The following is an 18,201-nucleotide window of genomic DNA, read 5'->3' as shown; positions in this document are numbered from 1 at the left end:
CGCACAGCCCTCGGGTCGGCCGCCCTGGCCCTCGCCATGGCCCTGGCCCTCGCCCTGACGGGCTGCGGCGCGGACGGCGGCGGGGCGGGACCCGGTCCCGTGGCCGCCCCCGCCGCCGCACCGGACCGGGTGGAACCCCTGGCCTCCGTGCCCGTTCCCGCGCTGCCGGTCACGGTCCGCTCGGCCGACGGCCGCCGGGTCACCGTCACTTCGGCCGACCGGATCGTGCCGCTCACCGGGAGCCTGGGCGAGATCGTGCACACCCTCGGGCTGGGCGGAAAGGCCGTCGCCCGGGACGTCACCACCACCTTCGAACAGGCCGCCCGCCTCCCGGTGGTGACCCGCGCCCACGACGTGTCGGCGGAGAGCGTGCTGTCGCTGCGCCCCACGCTGGTGCTCGCCGAGACCACCACCGGCCCCGCCGAGGCGGTGCAGCAGATCCGCGACGCCGGGATCCCGCTGCTGGTGCTGCCCCCGGCCAAGTCCCTGGACGACGTACCGGTACGGATCCGCGCGGTGGCCGCGGCGCTCGGCGTCCCAGGGGCCGGCGCCGAGCTCGAACGGCGCACCGCCGACCGGATCGCGGCCGCCCGCGCCAAGGCGCCCGCCGCCGGGCCGAGGAAGCCCAGGGTCGCCTTCCTCTACCTGCGCGGCTCCGCCTCCGTCTATCTGCTGGGCGGCGCCGACTCCGGGGCCTCCTCGCTGCTGGAGGCGGCCGGCGCGGTGGACGCGGGCAAGGAGTCGGGACTGGCCAAGGACTTCACCCCGATCACCAGCGAGGCGCTGGCCGCCGCCGCGCCCGACGCGGTCCTGGTCATGACCAAGGGGCTGGAATCGGTCGGCGGCATCAAGGGCCTGGTGGAGATCCCGGGCGTCGCGCAGACCCCGGCCGGGCTCGACCGCCGCGTGCTCACCGTCGACGACGGCCTCCTCCTCAACTACGGCCCGCGTACCGACCGGGTGCTGGCCTCGCTGATCGCCCAGCTCTACGGGCCCGGCCCGACGGGGACCAAGTGACCGCGGCCCACGACGAACTGCGCGGCACCCCCGCGCCTCCCGCACCCCCCGAACGCGAAGAGCACCGGACGCAGGCCCCCCGGCCCGCCGCCGTCCCGGCCCGCCCGAGCCGGGCCCGGTGGCTGGGACCCGCCCTGGCCGCCGCCCTGGTGGCGCTCGCGCTGGTGTCCGCCGGGACCGGTGCCTACGAGATCCCCACCACCGACGTCCTCTCCTCCGTCCAGCACCGCCTCGGCCTCGGCGGAGCCCCGCTCGACCGGGTGGGCGAGAGCGTCCTGTGGAACGTGCGGCTGCCCAGGGTGGTGCTCGCGCTGCTGGTCGGCGCCTCCCTGGGGTGCGCGGGCGCGCTGATGCAGGGGGTGTTCGGCAACCCGCTCGCCGAGCCCGGGGTCATCGGCATCTCCGCCGGGGCCGCCGTGGGCGCGGTCGCCGCCATCGGGCTGGGGCTGTCGTTCCTCGGCACCTGGACGGTCACCGCCTGCGCGTTCGCCGCCGGACTGATCACCGTCGGGGCCGTCTACCTGCTGTCCCGTAGCGGCGGCAGGACCGAGGTGGTCACCCTCATCCTCACCGGCATCGCGGTCAACGCCTTCGCGGGTGCCCTCATCGGCCTGTCCGTCTTCTTCGCGGACAGCGGCCAGGTCAACCAGATCACCTTCTGGCAGCTCGGCTCGCTGGCCCAGGCCACCTGGCCCAAGGTGCTCGCCGTACTCCCCTGTGCCGCCGCCGGGTTGCTGGCCGCTCCCCTCCATTCCCGCCGCCTGGACCTGCTCGCCCTCGGCGAGCGGCCGGCCCGGCACCTGGGCGTGGACGTGGAGCGGCTGCGGGTCGCACTGATCCTGGTGGTGGCCCTGCTGACCGCCGCCGCGGTCGCCGTCGCCGGCGTCATCACCTTCGTCGGCCTGCTCGTTCCGCACCTGCTGCGGATGGCCAACGGCCCCGGCCACCGCTTCCTGGTGCCCGGCAGCGCCGTCGCCGGAGCCGTGGTCCTGGTCGCGGGCGACCTGGCCGCCCGTACGCTCGCCCAGCCCGCCGAACTCCCCCTCGGCGTGCTCACCGCACTGCTCGGCAGCCCCTTCTTCTTCTGGCTGCTGCGCCGCACCCGCCGCAAGCAGGGAGGCTGGGCATGAGGCACGGCACCGCTCCCGTCGGCACGAAGGCCTCCGGCCGGCCCGCCGGAAGGCTCTTCGGCCGGCCCGCCGGAAGGCTGTTCGACCGGCCCGCCGGAAGGCTGTTCGGCCGCAGCCGGTGCAGCGTCCCGGCACCCGCCGCACCGGGCACCGTGCTCGCCGAGGCCGCCGGCCTGCGGGTCCGGCTCGGGCAGCGGGAGGTGCTGACCGGTATCGATCTGACCGCCCGCGCCGGTGAGGTGCTCGCCCTGGTCGGGCCCAACGGTGCGGGCAAGTCCACCCTGTTGGCGGCTCTGGCCGCCGACCTGCCGGCCGCGGGCGGGACCGTACGGGTCGGCGGGCGCCCGGTCGGCGAGTGGTCGGCGGCCGATCTGGCGCTGCGCCGCGCCGTGCTGCCCCAGGCTGCCTCGCTGTCCTTCCCGTTCCCGGTGGCGGAGGTGGTGCGGATGGGCCGGGCGCCCTGGTCCGGTACTCCGCACGAGGAGGAGGACGGGGCGGCGGTGGCCGCGGCGATGGCCGCCACCGAGGTCACCGGTTTCGCGGCCCGGCCCTTCTCCGCGCTGTCCGGCGGCGAGCGGGCCCGGGTGGCACTGGCCCGGGTGCTGGCCCAGCGCGCCCCGCTGCTGCTCCTCGACGAGCCGACCGCGGCGCTGGACCTGCGGCACCAGGAACTGGTGCTGCGGATCTGCCGGGAGCGGGCCGCGGCCGGGGACGGCGTGGTGGTCGTCCTGCACGACCTGGGGCTGGCGGCGGCGCACGCGGACCGGGTGGCGGTGCTGCACGGCGGCCGCGTCGCGGTGGCCGGGCCGCCGGGCGAGGTGTTCGAGGACGGGCTGCTGAGCCGGGTGTACCGCCAGCCGGTGGAGGTGCTGCGGCACCCGCGGACCGGGTCCCCGCTGGTGCTCCCGGTCCGCGGGTGAACCGATCGAACCCCGACCGGCCGCACAGCACGTACGGAACAGAAGGGAAATGCCGGACATTTACCATGAAAGCGCCTGATTTGAACCGCACTTGACTCCACCTTGGCGCCCCCGTGTCCGCCTCTTGAGGCGACCGTGATGACCCCGTGACGGTCCCGCACCCTGCGCCGGGTCTTGTGACACGGATCACCGCAAGAGGGTTCTGCAGGCAAGTAAGGCTCGGCTAAGTTAGGTCCGCCTCACCGGCCCGTCCTCCGCTCTGGGCGGCCCCACGCCGAATCTGTCAGGAGCCTCCATGCGCCCCGCCCGCCGAACCTCTCGTCTCACCGCCGCCGCCGCGGTGGCCGTCGTCGCCGCCGTGACCGCGGTCACCGGCTGCTCGAAGAAGACCGAGTCGGGCGACGCGGACGTGATCCGGGTCAAGGCCACCGACACCTCCTGCGAGGTCTCCGTCAAGGAGTTCCCGGCCGGCAAGGTCGCCCTGGAGGTCGAGAACAAGGGCTCCAAGGTCACCGAGGTCTACGTCCTCTTCCCGGACGACCGGATCGTGACCGAGCGCGAGAACATCGGCCCCGGCACCAAGACCACCATCACCGCCGAGATCAAGGCCGGCGACTACGAGATCGCCTGCAAGCCCGGCATGAAGGGCGACGGCATCCGCCAGAAGGTCAAGGCCACCGGCGCCGGCACCGCCCAGAAGCGCAGCCCCGAGCTGGACGCCGCGGTCGCCGAGTACCGCAAGTACGTGCTGCAGCAGGCCGAGGAGACGCTCCCCAAGGCCCAGGCGTTCGCCGACGCCGTCAAGGCCGGTGACGTGGAGGCCGCGAAGAAGGCGTACGCCGCCTCCCGCATCGGCTGGGAGCGCACCGAGCCGGTTGCCGAGTCCTTCGGCGACATCGACCCGAAGGTCGACGTCCGCGAGGACGGCCTGGAGGCCGGCCAGGACCCGGCCAAGGACTGGACCGGCTGGCACCGCCTGGAGAAGGCGCTGTGGCAGGACGGCAAGATCGGCGACACCGAGAAGGGGCTCGCCGACAAGCTGATGGCCGACCTCACCGACTGGCAGAAGCGGGTCGGCCAGGCGGAGATCACCCCGACCTCGATGGCGAACGGCGCCAAGGAGCTCCTGGACGAGGTCGCCTCCGGCAAGGTCACGGGCGAGGAAGAGCGCTACAGCCACACCGACCTGGTCGACTTCAAGGCCAACGTCGAGGGCGCGCAGAAGGCGTACGAGCTGCTCAAGCCGCACGCCTCGAAGGCCGACCCGGCCCTGGCCGCCGAGCTGGACAAGCAGTTCGCCGCCATGAACACGCTGCTCGACAAGTACCGCGCCGACCGGAACGGCTACGAGTTCCAGTCCTACGACCAGGTCGGCGAGCCGCAGCGCAAGGAGCTCTCCGACGCCGTCAGCGCGCTCGGCGAGCCGCTGTCGAAGCTCGCCGCGGCCGTCGCCAAGTAGTCGGGGAGTCCTCAGATGACGGAGAAGAAGGACGTGAAGGACGGGGCGGCGTCGGTGGACCCGGCCCCCGCGGCGGACCCGGCGGCCGGCGGCACCACCGCCTCCGCCCCCTCCCGCCGCTCGGTCCTCGGCTGGGGCGGTGCCGGGCTCGCGCTCGGCGCCGCCGCGGCCGGCGGGACCGCCGCCGTGCTGCGCAGCGGCCCGGACAGCGTGCCGGCCGCGCTGACCGGGGCGGCCGTGCCCTTCCACGGCGCGCACCAGGCGGGCATCGCCAGTGCCGTCCAGGACCGGCTGCACTTCGCCGCGTTCGACGTGAAGACCAAGGACCGGGCCGAGCTGGTCCAGCTCCTCAAGGACTGGACCCGCGCCGCCGAGCGGATGACCGCCGGCCTGCCGGTCGGCGAGGGCGCCGTCGGCGGGCTGCCCGAGGCCCCGCCGGACGACACCGGCGAGGCGCTCGGCCTCAAGCCGTCCCGGCTCACCCTCACCATCGGCTTCGGCGCCTCGCTGTTCGCCAAGGACCGGTTCGGCCTGGAGGGCAAGCGCCCCGAGGCGCTCGTCGACCTGGAGCTGTTCCCCGGCGACAACCTGGACCCGGCCCTCTCCCACGGCGACATCTGCGTGCAGGCGTGCTCCGACGACGTCCAGGTCGCCGTGCACGCCATCCGGCAGCTGGCCCGCATCGGCTTCGGCAAGACCGTGATGCGCTGGTCGCAGCTCGGCTTCGGGAAGACCTCCTCGACCACCCCCGAGGAGCAGACCCCGCGCAACATGATGGGCTTCAAGGACGGCACCCGGAACATCTCCGGCACCGACACGGCCGCCCTGGAGAAGCACGTCTGGGTCGCGGACAAGGACGTGCCGGGCGCCTCGGCCTGGATGGCGGGCGGCTCCTACCTGGTGGCCCGGCGGATCCGGATGAACATCGAGATCTGGGACCGTACGCCGCTCCAGGAGCAGGAGGACATCTTCGGCCGGGACAAGGCCGAGGGCGCGCCGGTCGGCAAGTCCAAGGAGCGCGACGAGCCGTTCCTGAAGGCGATGAAGCCGGAGGCGCACGTCCGCCTCGCGCACCCCGACACCAACGACGGGGCGACCATCCTGCGCCGCGGCTACTCCTTCACCGACGGCACGGACGGACTGGGCCGGCTCGACGCGGGCCTGTTCTTCCTGGCCTACCAGCGCGACGTGCGCAAGGGCTTCATCCCGATCCAGCGCAAGCTGGCGAAGGCCGACGTCCTCAACGAGTACATCCAGCACGTGAGTTCGGCCGTCTTCGCCGTTCCTCCGGGCGTCCGCGACAAGGACGACTGGTGGGGCCGGGCGCTGTTCTCGTAGGGGGCGACGCACATGTTCAGCAACTATCTGATCGGTCTCCGGGAGGGCCTGGAGGCCAGCCTGGTCGTCTGCATCCTGGTGGCCTACCTGGTGAAGACGGGCCACCGGAACCGGCTGCCGGCGCTCTGGCTCGGGGTCGGCATCGCGGCCGGCGTCAGCCTGGCCTTCGGCGCCGCCCTCGAATTCGGCACCCAGGAGCTCACCTTCGAGGCGCAGGAGGCGATCGGCGGGACCCTGTCGATCGTCGCCGTGGGCCTGGTGACCTGGATGGTCTTCTGGATGAAGCGCACCGCGCGGCACCTGAAGGCCGAGCTGCACGAGAAGCTCGACGCGGCCCTGGCCATGGGCACCGGGGCCCTGGTGACCACCGCCTTCCTCGCCGTCGGCCGGGAGGGCCTGGAGACCTCGCTGTTCGTCTGGCGTTCGGTGAAGGCGGCCGGTGACGGCGCCGGCCCGCTGACCGGCGTCCTGCTGGGCATCGGCTCCTCGATCGTGCTGGGCTGGCTGTTCTACCGGGGTGCGCTGCGGATCAACCTGGCGCGCTTCTTCACCTGGACCGGCGGTCTGCTGGTGGTGGTCGCGGCGGGCGTGCTCGCGTACGGCATCCACGACCTGCAGGAAGCGGACTTCCTGGGCGGGCTGACGGACAAGGCGTTCGACGTGAGCGCCACGATCCCGCCGGACAGCTGGTACGGCACCCTGCTCAAGGGCACCTTCAACTTCCAGCCGGACCCCACCGTGCTGCAGGTGTGGGTGTGGGCCCTGTACGTGGTCCCGGCGCTGCTGCTGTTCCTGGGCACGGACTGGGTGGGCCGGCTGGTGAAGGCGGCGTCGTCGCTGGCCAAGACGACCGAGAACTGATCCCCGGCTCCTCGGCAACCGATCGTCGGCCCCTCGGCAGAAGAGCCGGTCGTCGGCAGAGGACGGGAAACGCCGGAGCCGGCGGAGGGCGTGTACGCCTCCGCCGGCTCCGGCGTTTCCGTCTTGCGGATCCTCAGGCGATCCGGGCGCCCTCGCCGCCGACCCGCACCCGCGGGTCGCCCGCACGCAGCTCGACCGTCAGCACTCCGGGCCGGCCCATGTCCTCGCCCTGGTGGAGGGTGAGCACGGCCTCGTCCGGGACCAGGCCCAGCTCGCGGGCGTACGCGCCGAAGGCGGCGGCCGCGGCCCCGGTGGCGGGGTCCTCGACGACCCCGCCGACCGGGAAGGGGTTCCGTACGTGGAATTCCCGGTCTCCGGACCGGTGCACCAGCTGGACCGTGACCAGGTCCAGGCGGCGCATCAGGGCCTCCAGGCGCGGGAAGTCGTAGGCGAGGTCCGCGAGCCGGGCGCGGGTGGCGGCGCCGAGCACCAGGTGGCGGGCGCCGGCGTAGGCGATGCGCGGCGGGATCGCCGGGTCGAGGTCGGCGGCGGGCCAGTCCAGTGCGGCCAGTGCCTCGGCGAGATCGTCGTCGGCCACGGCCTCGACGTGCGGCTCGACGCTGGTGAGGGTGGCCCGCAGGGTGCCGCCCTCCTGCGTGACCGTCACCGGGACGGGCCCTGCCTGGGTGGTGAACAGCAGCTCGCCCGGCCCGATCCGCTCGGCCAGCGCCACCGCGGTGGCCACCGTCGCGTGGCCGCAGAAGGGCACCTCGGTCCTGGGGCTGAAGTAGCGGACGGTGAAGGCGCGGCCCGGCTCGCCGGCCTGGGTGTCCGGCGGCGCGGTGAGGAAGGCGGTCTCGCTGTATCCGAGGTCGGCGGCGATGCCCAGCATCGCCGCTCCGTCGAGTCCGGAGGCGTCCAGGACGACCCCGGCGGGGTTGCCGCCGTCCGGGTCCGCGGAGAAGGCGGTGTAACGCAGTACGTCAGTCATGTACACCCCAACTGCCCCTCGGGCCCCGCCATTCCCGTGGCCGGCCGGGCGGGGCTCTGCCGTTGGGGCCGGGGGCTCTGCCTTGCGGCCGGGGGTCAGCCCTTGCGCGGCTGGTTGAAGCGGAGCATGTTGCCGGCGGGGTCGCGGAAGGCGCAGTCGCGGACGCCGTAGGGCTGGTCGATGGGCTCCTGCAGCACCTCGCCGCCGGCTGCCTGGATCCGCTCGAAGGTGGCGTCCACGTCGTCGGTGGTGAAGATGACCCCGCGCAGCAGGCCCTTCGCCAGCAGTTCGGCCATGGCCTGCCGGTCGGCGGACGAGCCGTTCGGGTCCGCCAGCGGCGGTTCGAGGACGATCTCCACACCGGGCTGCGAGGGCGAGCCCACGGTCACCCAGCGCATCCCCTCGAAGCCGACGTCGTTGACGACCTCCAGGCCGAGCACGTCGCGGTAGAAGGCGAGCGCCTTGTCGTGGTCGTCGACGGCGATGAAGCACTGGGAAACCTTGATGTCCATGCGCCACACGCTACGCGCGGGGGTCGGGCTTCGCTTCTCCGTTCCTGACCGGCCGGGTGCGGATCTTCGCGATGCAGGCCGGGATGGGGGCGCCCTCCTCGTGGTCGCGGGCCCGGTAGGCGCTCGGGGTCTCCCCCACCAGCTCGGTGAAGCGCGAACTGAACGAGCCCAGCGAGGTACAGCCGACCTCGAAACAGACCTCCGTTACCGTCAGGTCGCCCCGGCGCAGCAGCGCCTTGGCCCGTTCGATCCGGCGGGTCATCAGGTAGCTGTACGGGGTCTCGCCGTAAGCGGCCCGGAAGCTGCGCGAGAAATGTCCCGGTGACATGAGGGCGACCCTGGCCAGCGCCGGGACGTCGAGCGGCTCGGCGTAGGAGCGGTCCATCAGGTCGCGCGCCCGGCGCAACCTGACCAGGTCTTCCAGTGTGCTCACCCGATCACCATCCCACAGGCCGGGCCGCCCCCGCCGCGTCCGCGGTCAGCCCCGCCCGATGTACGGCATGGCGGTGGCCATCACGGTCGCGAACTGCACGTTGGCCCCAAGCGGCAGCTCCGCCATGTGCCGGACGGTGCGGGCCACGTCGGCAGCGTCCATCACCGGCTCGACCGCGAGCTGTCCGTTGGCCTGCAGGATGCCCGTCTGCATCCGCTCGGTCATCTCGGTCGCCGCGTTGCCGATGTCGATCTGGCCGCAGGCGATCCGGTACGGGCGGCCGTCGAGGGAGAGCGACTTGGTGAGGCCGGTCATGGCGTGCTTGGTCGCGGTGTAGGCGATCGAGTTCGGGCGCGGCACGTGGGCGGAGATGGAGCCGTTGTTGATGATCCGGCCGCCCTGCGGGTCCTGCTCCTTCATCATCCGGAAGGCCGCCTGAGCGCACAGGAACGCGCCGGTCAGGTTGACGTCGACGACCTGCTTCCAGGCCTCGTAGGCGATGTCCTCGACCGGCACCCCGGCCGGGCCGAAGGTGCCCGCGTTGTTGAAGAGCAGGTCCAGCCGGCCGTACCGCTCGCGCACGGCCGCGAACAGCGCCGCCACGTCCTGCGGGTCGCTCACGTCCGCCCGTACGCACAGCACCTCGGCGTCCGGCCGGACCGCCCGCGCCGCCTCGGCCATGGCCTCCAGCGGCTCCGGCCGGCGCCCCGCCACCGCGAGGGACCAGCCGCCCTCGGCCAGGGCCAGGGCCACGGAACGCCCGATGCCCGAACCGGCACCGGTCACAACAGCGATCTTGTTCCCGCTCGTGTCGTTCATGTTGCGGGAGAGTACGTCACACCGCGCTCACCGCCCGGGACGTTCCGACAGCTGAGAACATGAACGGGTCGGGGATGTTGAAAAGATGACGATCAGAGTGGAGCGCCAGATGTCCGAGAGAGGTCCTGTACCGGATTCCTCTTCCGCAACGTCCCCGCCGGCCACGGCAACGGGCGCACCCGCGGCCACCGCGCCCGCAGCCGGCACACCCGTCGCCGGCACGCCCACCGCCGGCCTGCCCGCGGCCACGACGCCCCCGGCCACCGCCGCCGCCCGCCGGACCGGGCTGCTCGTCACCTTCGTCCTCGGCGGGCTCTCCGCCCTCCCCCCGCTGTCCATGGACATGTACCTGCCGGCGCTGCCGCAGGTCACCACGGCCCTGAACAGCCCCGCGGCCACCATCCAGCTGACCCTCACCGCCTGCCTGGCCGGCATGGCCGTGGGCCAGCTGGTCATCGGGCCGATGAGCGACAAGTGGGGCCGCAAGCGCCCTCTGACCATCGGCATGGTGATGTACGTGCTGGCCACCGCGGTCTGCGCGTTCGCCCCGACCGCCGGCATGCTCATCGGCTTCCGGCTGCTCCAGGGCCTGGCCGGATCGGCCGCCATCGTGATCGCCCGCGCGATCGTGCGCGACCTCTACGACGGCGTGGAGATGGCCCGCTTCTTCTCCACCCTGATGCTCATATCCGGGGTCGCCCCGATCGTCGCCCCGCTGATCGGCGGCCAGGTGCTGCGCTTCTCCGACTGGCGCGGCGTCTTCCTCGTCCTGACCGCGGTCGGCACCCTGCTGACCGTGGTGATGTGGCGCGGCCTCGGCGAGACCCTGCCGCCCGAACGCCGGCACACCGGCGGGATCGGCGCGGCCCTGCGCACCATGCGCGGACTGGTCGCCGACCGGGGGTTCGCCGGGTACATGCTGACCGGCGGCTTCGCCTTCGCCGTGCTGTTCGCCTACATATCGGCCTCGCCCTTCGTGGTGCAGGAGATCTACGGCGCCTCCCCGCAGACCTTCTCCCTGCTCTTCGGCCTGAATTCGGTCGGCCTGATCGCCGCGGGCCAGATCAACGGCAAGCTGCTGGTCGGCCGCGTCAGCCTGGACAAGGTGCTGGCGGTGGGCCTGGCCGTGATCACCGCCGCCTCGGTGGCGCTGCTGCTGATGTCCTCCGGGGTGTTCGGAAAGGTCGGACTGGTGCCGGTCGCCGCCGCGCTGTTCGCCGTGATGTCCGCGATGGGCATCGTCCTTCCCAACACCAACGCACTGGCCCTGATGCGGACCCCGCACGCGGCCGGGTCGGCGTCCGCCCTGCTCGGCACCTCCTCGTTCCTGGTGGGCGCGGTGGCCTCCCCGCTGGTCGGGATCGCCGGGGAGGACACGGCGGTGCCGATGGCCGTGGTCCAGCTGACCTGCGCGCTGCTCGCGGTGGCCTGCTTCGCGGCACTGGGCCGCCCGTGGCAGCGCCGCGGGACCGGGGAGAAGGGCGAGGTCACGCCCGCCGCGGGCGGCACCGGGGACCACGGGGAGCCGTAAACTTCGCGGGTGATCCCCGATTCCACCTCCGCCGAATCCCTGCGGGCCGCACTGGCCGGCCTCCTCGACGGACTGCCGCCCAAGCAGGCCGCGGCCGCCGTCGACCGGCTGATCGCCAACTACCGCGGGCGGACCCCGACGGACGCCCCCGTACTGCGCGACCGCTCCGACGTGGCGGCGTACGCGGCGTACCGGATGCCGGCGACCTTCGAGGCGGTACGGGCGGCCCTGGACGGACTCGCGTCCGCCGCCCCCGGCTGGACCCCGGCGTCGCACGTGGACGTGGGCGGCGGCACCGGCGCGGCCACCTGGGCCGTGGACGCCACCTGGGCGGGGCCGCGCGGGACGGCCGTCCTGGACTGGGCGGAACCGGCCCTGACCCTGGGCCGGGAACTGGCGGCCGCCTCGGGGTCGGAGGTGCTGCGCGGCGCCGAGTGGCGCAAGGCGGTCATCGGGACGGGGCTGACCCTGCCGGAGGCGGACCTGGTCACCGTCTCGTACGTGCTCGGCGAGCTGACCGGCGAGGCCCGGCGGGCGGTGGTCGCCGAGGCGGCCCGCGCCGGACAGGCGGTGGTGGTGATCGAACCGGGCACCCCCGAGGGCTACCTGCGCATCCGGGAGGCCCGGGAGCAGCTGATCGCGGCAGGGCTGCGGGTGGCCGCGCCCTGCCCGCACGACGGGACCTGCCCGATCGAGGTGGGCCGGGACTGGTGCCACTTCTCCGCCCGGGTCAGCCGGTCCTCCCTGCACCGGCAGGTGAAGGGCGGCTCGCTGGCGTACGAGGACGAGAAGTTCAGCTATGTGGCGGCGGTCCGCTTCCCGGCGGCCCCGGTGGTCTCCCGGATCACCCGGAAGCCGCAGATCCGCAAGGGGCTGGTCCTGCTCGACCTGTGCGGCCCGGAGGCGGAGGGCCTGACCCGGGCCACGGTCAGCAAGCGCCACGGCGACCTGTACAAGGGCGCCCGGGACGCCGAGTGGGGCGACGCCTGGCCGCCGGCCGAGGACGACGCCCGGCCGCCGGCCGCGGACTGACCGCGGCCGGGGCCGGGCGCCCGCTCCGGTCAGTCCCGGAGCTCCAGGGTGCAGCACTTCACGCTGCCGCCGCCCTTGAGCAGCTCGCCCAGGTCCATGCCGACCGGTTCGAACCCGCGCTCCCGCAACGGTTCGAACAGCCCGGTCGCCGCCTGGGGCAGGAACACGTGCCGGCCGTCCGAAACCGCGTTCAGACCCAGCACCGCCGCGTCCCGTTCGGTGGCGATCAGCGCGTCGGGGAAGAGCCGGCGCAGCACCGCCCGGCTGCCGGGCGAGAAGGCCTCCGGGAAGTACATGACCTCGTCGCCGTCGAGCACGCTGAGGGCGGTGTCCAGGTGGTAGTAGCGGGGGTCCACCAGGTCCAGGCCGATCACCGGCCGGCCGAAGAACTCCTGGGCCTCGTCCGCCGACAGCGGACTGGAGCGGAAGCCGCGGCCGGAGAGCACGTAGCTCGCGGTGACCGCGAAGTCCCCCTCGCCCTCGTTGATGTGGGCGGGCTCGTGGATCTCGGTGTAGCCGTGGGCGCGGAACCAGGCCAGGTGGGCCTCGGCCTCGGCCGCGCGTTCCGGGTGGGCGAACCGGGCGCCGAGCACCCTCCCGTCGACCACGGTCGCGCCGTTGGCGGCGTAGACCATGTCCGGCAGGTCGGGTACGGGGTCGAGGACCTCGACGGTGTGGCCGAGCGAGCGGTAACGGTCACGGAGGTCCTCCCACTGGGCGAGTGCCAGGGGCAGGTCCACCGGTTTCGTGGGATCCATCCACGGGTTGATGGAGTACGTGACCTTGAAGTGTGCCGGTGGGCACATCAGGTAGCGCCGGGGTGTGGCGTCTCTGCGCAAAGAGGGCTCCCTACGAAGACAGTTGGGAGAATCGTCTCTCCTCCAAGCCCACCGCGCAGTGAACTGTTCGGGTGATTTGGCCGACGAAAGGATTTCCGACGGTTCAAGACGAGACGTCTCGGCTCGTATTACACTGACGGACATGGCAAAGACTCCCGACGCCTCGCGCCGCAGCGACCGCTCCCGCCGGGCCATCCTGGACGCGGCCCTCGCCCTGGTCGGCGAGGTGGGCTACAACAAACTGACCATCGAGGCCATCGCCGCCCGGGCCGGGGTCGGCAAGCAGACGATCTACCGGTGGTGGCCGTCCAAGGCGGCGGTCCTGCTGGAAGCCTCGCTGGCGATGGCCGGGGACGCGGCCGAGGAGGGCGGCTGGACCGGCTTCCCGGACACCGGCGACCTGGCCGCCGACCTCAAGCAGGTGCTCCGGGCCACGGTCGACGAGTTCAACGACGAGACCTACGAGGCCCCGGCCCGCGCCCTCACCGCCGCCGGGGCGACCGACCCCGAGCTGGGGGCCCGCTTCACCGAGCAGCTCCTGGAGCCGCAGCTCGCCCTGTACGAGCAGCGGCTGCGCACCGCGCGGGAGGCCGGCCAGATCGCCGAGGACACGGATCTACGCCTGACGGTGGAGATGCTCGTCGGCCCTCTGACGTACCGCTGGCTCATGCGCACCGCCCCGCTCACGCACGCGTTCACGGACGCACTGGTGGACCGGGTGCTGCGGGGCGTCGCACCGCGCTGAGCACGGGGCGGGCGGCGCGGGGCGCCGGGGTCGCCGCGGGGCCCGGCACGGTACCTTGCGCGGCACCCGACGCTGCCGCCGGCACCGGGGCGCGCACGGGCGCGCACCGGGGCGCGCACGGGCGCGCACCGGGGGCGCGCACCGGCCCCGCACAGCGGAATGAACTCCGGACGTGCGCCCCGTGACCCCCCGGTGAGCAAAGTCACCGACCCGCCCCGGCCGGAAACAATCGACCGGAATCCACCCTTTCGTCAGCCTTCGGGCCGTGTCCCGGCGGGCGAGGGCGGTCACGAGGGCAGCGGGATGGTGGGACGATGTCAGGGTCTGCCTGAGGGTCTGCCGGGCATCGGTTGAGGTGAGGGGATACATGGGGTCCGTGGGGTCTGAGTCCGGCCGCTTCAAACGTGGTGCGCAGAGCAGGATTTCCCAGTGGCTGCGCCTGCGGCCGAAAGCCTCCGCCGAAGACCCCGGACGAGAGCGCGAGCGACTGCTGCTGGCAGTGGCCGCGGCGGGACTGCCGATCGCCCCGGCCGCGCACCCCGTCGGCTACCGCTGCTCCTGTGAACGCATGGGCTGTCCCACCCCGGCCCGCCATCCGCTGTCCTTCGCCTGGCAGACCCAGTCGACGACGGACCGCTCGCAGATCGAGCGCTGGGTGCGGAACCAGCCCCAGGCCAACTTCGTCACCGCCACCGGCATGGTCCACGACGTCCTGGACGTCCCGCTGGAGGCCGGGCGCGACGCGCTGGAACGGCTGCTGGCCGCGGGCATCGCGGTCGGACCGGTCGCCGAGTCCGGCGCCGACGGTCCCGCCGCGCAGGCCCGGATGCTCTTCTTCACCGCCACCCGCGGCACGCCCGAGGACGAGGACGAGTGGTGGCCGTGCGAACTGGACTGCCACCCCGAGACGATGGACGAGCATCCCGGTCTGCGGTGGCACTGCCGCGGCAGCTACGTGCTGCTGCCGCCCGCCGCGCTCCCCGGCGACCTGGCGGTGGCCTGGGTCCGCGGGATGGAACACCCGCTGCCGGATCCGCTGACGCTCCTCGAAACCCTCACGGACGCGTGCGCGCTCCACGCCGGCACGGCCGACCACGACCCCGTCGCCTCGGTGGCCTGGCCCCTCAGCCGCTGACCCCCTCCTGGGGTTCACCCCCACCCGACACCGGCTCCGCCGAGGCGTGAACGCCGGCTCCGCCGAGGTGTGGGCAGGCGTAGCGCCACCAAGCCCAGCCCGGCCAGGGCAACGGCCGACCCACACCGCGGCGCGGTACGGGCACCGAGCCCCACCCAGGACGCGGCCGGCCCGCAGGGGGTCAGTGGATCTGGGTGACCACCACGTCCAGGGACCACGGCTTCGCCGGCTTCGCGGGGGCCTCCGCCTCGACCGCGTAGCCCAGGTCCCGCAGGGCCGTGACCAGTTCCGCCGGGCTGCCCGGCACGGAGCCCGAGATCAGCAGGTCGCGGACCAGCCGCCCCTTCGTCGCCTTGTTGAAGTGCGAGACCACCGACCGCTTCTCCACCCCGTCCACCACCTGCGCATGCAGCACCCGCACCGTCGCCGTGCGCCCCGCGAGCTCCCCCTTCGGCTTCCACGCCGCCCCGTACGCCGCCGACCGCAGGTCCAGCACCAGCCCGTCCCCGGCGGCAGCCGGCATGACCTCGGCCATCGGCGCGCGCCAGTACGCCCCGAGCGCCCCCAGCCCCGGCAGCTTCACGCCCATCGAGCACCGGTACGAAGGGATCCGGTCCGTCAGCCGCACCGCACCCCACAGGCCGGAGAACACCAGCAGCGACTCGTCGGCCAGCGCCCGGGCCGCCGCCGGCAGATCGGCCGCCCCCAGGGCGTCGTAGAGCACCCCGGTGTAGATCTCGCCGGCCGGCAGGGCCGCGGCGGACCGCAGCGCGGCGTTCTTCGCGACCTCGCCTCGCAGCCCCTCGCTCAGCCCCAGCACCTCGCGCGCCTTGAGCTCGTCCGCCGAGCACAGCTCGACGAGCTCCTCCAGGACGGCCGCCCGGGCCTCCGCCAGCCCCGGCAGGGAGAGCCCCTCGGGGCGCAGGGGTGCGCCGGAGCCGCCGGCGGCCTTTCCTTCGGACGGCGGCAGCAGCACGAGCACGGTGGTTCTCCTTCGGTACGGCACGACACGGCCGGTACGGCACGGCGCGGGGGTGCGGCCCCGACATGCCAGCGTAGGCCCTTCCGGCCGGCCACCGTTCCCTCGTCCGCGGCCGCCCGCCCGCGCCCCCACCCCGCCCGGCCCCGCCCGCCGTGCCGGGCCGTGCCCGCCGACCTACGCTCGGGGACATGCCCCGTCGCCCGATGCACATGTCCGACGCGGCCAAGGCCGCTCTGAGCACCGCCCTGCAGAACCTCCGGACGGCCCTGGGAGCCGACGCGGACTTCCCCGAGCCCGTGCTCCAGGCGGCCGCGGCGGCCGCCCAGGCGCCCGTGCTGTCCCACGAGGACGCCACCCACCTGCCGTTCTTCACCATCGACCCGCCGGAGTCGCAGGACCTCGACCAGGCCATGTACCTGGAGCGGCGGCCGGGCGGCGGGTACCGCGTGCACTACGCCATCACCGACATCGCCGCCTTCGTCACGCCGGGCGGCGTGCTGGACGCCGAGGCCGGCAAGCGGGTCGAGACGCTGTACTTCCCCGACGTCAAGGTGCCCCTGCACCCGCCCGTGCTCTCCGAGGGCGCGGCCAGCCTGCTGCCGAACCGGACCGTCCCCGCCCTCCTGTGGCGGCACGACCTCGACGCCCAGGGCGAGGTGACCGCCTCGGACGTGCGCCGCGCCCTGGTCCGCAGCCGGGCCAAGCTGAACTACGCCTGCGTCCAGCAGGACATCGACGCGGGTACCGCCGAGGAGTCCGTGGCCCTGCTCCGCGACATCGGCGTGCTGCGCGAGGCCGTGGAGGCCGACCGCGGCGCCGTCTCCCTGGCCCTGCCGGACCAGGAGGTCACCTTCGAGAACGGCGAGTTCCACCTGGACTACCGGGCACCGCTGCCCGTGGACGGCTGGAACGAGCAGCTGTCCCTCATGACCGGGATGGCCGCGGCCGGGCTCATGCTGGACAGCGGTACGGGCGTCCTGCGGACCCAGCGCAAGCGGACGCCCGACCCGGTCCCGGGGCTGCACCTCATCGCCCGGCAGCTCGGCATCGAGTGGCCGGAGCACATGTCGTACGCCGAGCGGATCCGCACCCTCGACCCGGGCCTGCGGAACCACGCGGCCTTCCTCCACGAGGCCATCCGCCTGTTCCGGCCGGCGGAGTACAAGACCTTCCGCGACGGCGCCGTCCCGCCCCTGCACGTGCACGCCTCGATCGCGGCGCCGTACACCCACTGCACGGCCCCGATGCGCCGCCTGGTCGACCGGTACGCCGGTGAGCTGTGCGTGGCCGCCTGCGCCGGCCAGGCTCCGCCGGCCTGGGTGCTCGCGGCCCTGGACGGCCTGCCGGCCAGGATGGCCGGCGGAAAGGGGGGCAAGGCGGACCGGGAGTCCGTGGACATCGTGGAGGCGGCCCTGCTCATGAAGCGGGAGGGCGAGGTCTTCGATGCCGCCGTCATCGACACCGACGTGGACGCTCCCGCGCCGGCTTTCGGAGGGCTCGCCTATCTGGCGGACCCGCCCGTGATGGGCCGGATCAGCTCGCCGACCGGGAGTCTCGAACTCGGTGCGAGCGTCCGCGCCAAGCTCGACCGGGCCGACCCGAAAGCGGGCCTGGACGTGGACAAGATCCTCTTCAGCGTGCCGTAGGGCGTGTCCCCCGGCCCGGACGGTCCCGGCCGGGGCACCGTCCGCCGCCCGCACCGCACGCCGCAGGGCCTCCCGTACGGCCGCGCTCGTCCAGGTCACCGTCATCCCCGTCCTCGCTCCGGGAACGCCCCCATCACCCGGCGGACGACCGCGGCGATCTCTCCGATCCGCATGGGGCCAGTGGAATCCCTGACGTCGCGGCAAGGTCAAGCGGACCGGTGGGCTCGGGTGGGCGGAGCCGGCCGGGCGGGGGCGGTCGGGCGGGGACGCGGCGCCCGGTAGCATGGTCATTCGCAGAACGACACAGGCGGACGGCCGCGTCGGGGCTCCGGCCCCGCCGAGGAACGTCCGGGCTCCACAGGGCAGGGTGGTGGGTAACGCCCACCCGGGGTGACCCGCGGGACAGTGCCACAGAAAACAGACCGCCGGGGGCTTCGGCCCCCGGTAAGGGTGAAACGGTGGTGTAAGAGACCACCAGCGCCTGGGGTGACCCAGGCGGCTAGGTAAACCCCACCCGGAGCAAGGTCAAGAGGGGTCGTCTCCGGACGGCCCTGCGCGGACGATCGAGGGCTGCCCGCCCGAGTCCGCGGGTAGACCGCACGAGGCCGGTGGCAACACCGGTCCTAGATGGATGGCCGTCTCCCCGGCGACCGCGAGGTCACCGGGTGACAGAACCCGGCGTACAGCCTGCGTCGTTCTGCACCGAACGTGGGGGGGGGGGCGCCCCCCCCGGGGGGGGGGGGGGGCGCGGCCGGGGGCGCCCCGGCCCCCCCCCCCCCCCCCCCGCCGCGCCGCCCCCCCCCCCCCCCCA

Annotated in this window: 17 protein-coding genes and 1 other RNA gene; 12 read left to right on the top strand and 6 right to left on the bottom strand. The window is 73.7% G+C overall.

Going from position 1 to position 18,201, the window contains the following annotated elements; translation table 11 throughout:
* Window positions 1–36 precede the first annotated feature (36 nt).
* The 6 genes from AB0O36_RS16705 (at window position 37) to efeU (ending at window position 6,725) form a co-directional block, all read left to right on the top strand.
* Window positions 37–1,017, top strand: a complete 981-nt coding sequence (locus AB0O36_RS16705; RefSeq protein WP_365110589.1) for an ABC transporter substrate-binding protein — start codon at window positions 37–39, stop codon at window positions 1,015–1,017.
* On the top strand, window positions 1,014–2,147 hold the full coding sequence (locus tag AB0O36_RS16700; protein WP_365110235.1) for an iron ABC transporter permease: 1,134 nt from the start codon (window positions 1,014–1,016) through the stop codon (window positions 2,145–2,147). The genes AB0O36_RS16705 and AB0O36_RS16700 overlap by 4 nt, the downstream gene beginning before the upstream one ends.
* Window positions 2,144–3,067, top strand: a complete 924-nt coding sequence (locus AB0O36_RS16695) for a heme ABC transporter ATP-binding protein (RefSeq protein WP_365110232.1) — start codon at window positions 2,144–2,146, stop codon at window positions 3,065–3,067. Before AB0O36_RS16700 ends, AB0O36_RS16695 begins: the two co-directional genes overlap by 4 nt.
* A 295-nt stretch (window positions 3,068–3,362) precedes the next feature.
* A complete protein-coding gene (gene efeO, locus AB0O36_RS16690; protein WP_365110229.1) occupies window positions 3,363–4,526 on the top strand; it encodes an iron uptake system protein EfeO in 1,164 nt (387 codons plus the stop codon).
* Window positions 4,527–4,541: 15 nt separating this feature from the next.
* A complete protein-coding gene (efeB, locus tag AB0O36_RS16685) occupies window positions 4,542–5,864 on the top strand; it encodes an iron uptake transporter deferrochelatase/peroxidase subunit (RefSeq protein ID WP_365110227.1) in 1,323 nt (440 codons plus the stop codon).
* A gap of 12 nt (window positions 5,865–5,876) precedes the next feature.
* Window positions 5,877–6,725 carry an iron uptake transporter permease EfeU gene (efeU, locus tag AB0O36_RS16680; protein ID WP_365110224.1) on the top strand — a complete coding sequence of 283 codons (849 nt, stop codon included), beginning with the start codon at window positions 5,877–5,879 and terminating at the stop codon, window positions 6,723–6,725.
* 133 nt (window positions 6,726–6,858) lie between these two features.
* Here efeU and AB0O36_RS16675 read toward each other — a convergent pair whose 3' ends face one another.
* From AB0O36_RS16675 to AB0O36_RS16660, 4 genes are all read right to left on the bottom strand, one after another.
* Window positions 6,859–7,716 (bottom strand): PhzF family phenazine biosynthesis protein, encoded by an 858-nt coding sequence (locus tag AB0O36_RS16675; RefSeq protein WP_365110221.1) that lies wholly within the window; start codon window positions 7,714–7,716, stop codon window positions 6,859–6,861.
* A 95-nt stretch (window positions 7,717–7,811) separates the two neighbouring features.
* Window positions 7,812–8,228, bottom strand: coding sequence for a VOC family protein (locus AB0O36_RS16670; RefSeq protein ID WP_365110219.1), 417 nt, complete (start codon window positions 8,226–8,228; stop codon window positions 7,812–7,814).
* A gap of 10 nt (window positions 8,229–8,238) precedes the next feature.
* Window positions 8,239–8,661 (bottom strand): helix-turn-helix transcriptional regulator, encoded by a 423-nt coding sequence (locus AB0O36_RS16665; protein ID WP_365110216.1) that lies wholly within the window; start codon window positions 8,659–8,661, stop codon window positions 8,239–8,241.
* Window positions 8,662–8,706: 45 nt separating this feature from the next.
* Window positions 8,707–9,480 carry an SDR family oxidoreductase gene (locus tag AB0O36_RS16660; RefSeq protein ID WP_365110213.1) on the bottom strand — a complete coding sequence of 258 codons (774 nt, stop codon included), beginning with the start codon at window positions 9,478–9,480 and terminating at the stop codon, window positions 8,707–8,709.
* Window positions 9,481–9,565: 85 nt separating this feature from the next.
* Here AB0O36_RS16660 and AB0O36_RS16655 point away from each other — a divergent pair, with 85 nt between their 5' ends.
* Both AB0O36_RS16655 and AB0O36_RS16650 read left to right on the top strand, forming a co-directional pair.
* Window positions 9,566–11,011, top strand: coding sequence for a multidrug effflux MFS transporter (locus AB0O36_RS16655; RefSeq protein ID WP_365110210.1), 1,446 nt, complete (start codon window positions 9,566–9,568; stop codon window positions 11,009–11,011).
* Between the two features lie 9 nt (window positions 11,012–11,020).
* Window positions 11,021–12,043 (top strand): small ribosomal subunit Rsm22 family protein, encoded by a 1,023-nt coding sequence (locus AB0O36_RS16650; RefSeq protein ID WP_365110207.1) that lies wholly within the window; start codon window positions 11,021–11,023, stop codon window positions 12,041–12,043.
* 29 nt (window positions 12,044–12,072) lie between these two features.
* Here the strand turns inward: AB0O36_RS16650 and ddaH are convergent, their stop codons facing one another.
* The gene (gene ddaH, locus AB0O36_RS16645; RefSeq protein WP_365110204.1) at window positions 12,073–12,882 is read right to left on the bottom strand and encodes a dimethylargininase; all 810 of its coding nucleotides are present in this window, start codon (window positions 12,880–12,882) and stop codon (window positions 12,073–12,075) included.
* A 142-nt stretch (window positions 12,883–13,024) separates the two neighbouring features.
* Here ddaH and AB0O36_RS16640 point away from each other — a divergent pair, with 142 nt between their 5' ends.
* Both AB0O36_RS16640 and AB0O36_RS16635 read left to right on the top strand, forming a co-directional pair.
* Complete coding sequence (locus AB0O36_RS16640; RefSeq protein WP_365110201.1) at window positions 13,025–13,627, top strand: TetR/AcrR family transcriptional regulator; 603 nt, start codon at window positions 13,025–13,027, stop codon at window positions 13,625–13,627.
* 376 nt (window positions 13,628–14,003) lie between these two features.
* Entirely contained in the window at window positions 14,004–14,762 is a 759-nt protein-coding gene (locus AB0O36_RS16635) for a bifunctional DNA primase/polymerase (protein WP_365110198.1), read from the top strand.
* A gap of 181 nt (window positions 14,763–14,943) precedes the next feature.
* Here the strand turns inward: AB0O36_RS16635 and yaaA are convergent, their stop codons facing one another.
* Window positions 14,944–15,744 carry a peroxide stress protein YaaA gene (gene yaaA, locus AB0O36_RS16630; RefSeq protein WP_365110196.1) on the bottom strand — a complete coding sequence of 267 codons (801 nt, stop codon included), beginning with the start codon at window positions 15,742–15,744 and terminating at the stop codon, window positions 14,944–14,946.
* 188 nt (window positions 15,745–15,932) lie between these two features.
* Between yaaA and AB0O36_RS16625 the strand changes: the two genes are divergently transcribed.
* Window positions 15,933–17,390 carry an RNB domain-containing ribonuclease gene (locus tag AB0O36_RS16625; RefSeq protein ID WP_365110194.1) on the top strand — a complete coding sequence of 486 codons (1,458 nt, stop codon included), beginning with the start codon at window positions 15,933–15,935 and terminating at the stop codon, window positions 17,388–17,390.
* Between the two features lie 299 nt (window positions 17,391–17,689).
* Window positions 17,690–18,089: RNase P RNA component class A (gene rnpB / locus AB0O36_RS16620), an RNA gene on the top strand.
* The last annotated feature ends 112 nt before the right edge of the window (window positions 18,090–18,201 follow it).

The organism is Streptomyces sp. NPDC089799 (assembly GCF_040684755.1).
Classification (GTDB): Bacteria; Actinomycetota; Actinomycetes; order Streptomycetales; family Streptomycetaceae; genus Streptomyces.
Note: the sequence above shows the minus strand (reverse complement) of the source record. Positions and strands in the feature narration are given on the sequence as shown.

Excerpts from the sequence above, each read along its gene's own strand:
- AB0O36_RS16660 (WP_365110213.1), bottom strand. The coding sequence starts at position 9,480 with ATGAACGACACGAGCGGGAACAAGATCGCTGTTGTGACCGGTGCCGGT.
- AB0O36_RS16625 (WP_365110194.1), top strand. The coding sequence starts at position 15,933 with ATGCCCCGTCGCCCGATGCACATGTCCGACGCGGCCAAGGCCGCTCTG.
- efeU (WP_365110224.1), top strand. The coding sequence starts at position 5,877 with ATGTTCAGCAACTATCTGATCGGTCTCCGGGAGGGCCTGGAGGCCAGC.
- efeO (WP_365110229.1), top strand. The coding sequence starts at position 3,363 with ATGCGCCCCGCCCGCCGAACCTCTCGTCTCACCGCCGCCGCCGCGGTG.
- AB0O36_RS16640 (WP_365110201.1), top strand. The coding sequence starts at position 13,025 with ATGGCAAAGACTCCCGACGCCTCGCGCCGCAGCGACCGCTCCCGCCGG.
- AB0O36_RS16695 (WP_365110232.1), top strand. The coding sequence starts at position 2,144 with ATGAGGCACGGCACCGCTCCCGTCGGCACGAAGGCCTCCGGCCGGCCC.
- AB0O36_RS16670 (WP_365110219.1), bottom strand. The coding sequence starts at position 8,228 with ATGGACATCAAGGTTTCCCAGTGCTTCATCGCCGTCGACGACCACGAC.
- efeB (WP_365110227.1), top strand. The coding sequence starts at position 4,542 with ATGACGGAGAAGAAGGACGTGAAGGACGGGGCGGCGTCGGTGGACCCG.
- AB0O36_RS16655 (WP_365110210.1), top strand. The coding sequence starts at position 9,566 with ATGACGATCAGAGTGGAGCGCCAGATGTCCGAGAGAGGTCCTGTACCG.
- AB0O36_RS16675 (WP_365110221.1), bottom strand. The coding sequence starts at position 7,716 with ATGACTGACGTACTGCGTTACACCGCCTTCTCCGCGGACCCGGACGGC.
- AB0O36_RS16705 (WP_365110589.1), top strand. The coding sequence starts at position 37 with ATGGCCCTGGCCCTCGCCCTGACGGGCTGCGGCGCGGACGGCGGCGGG.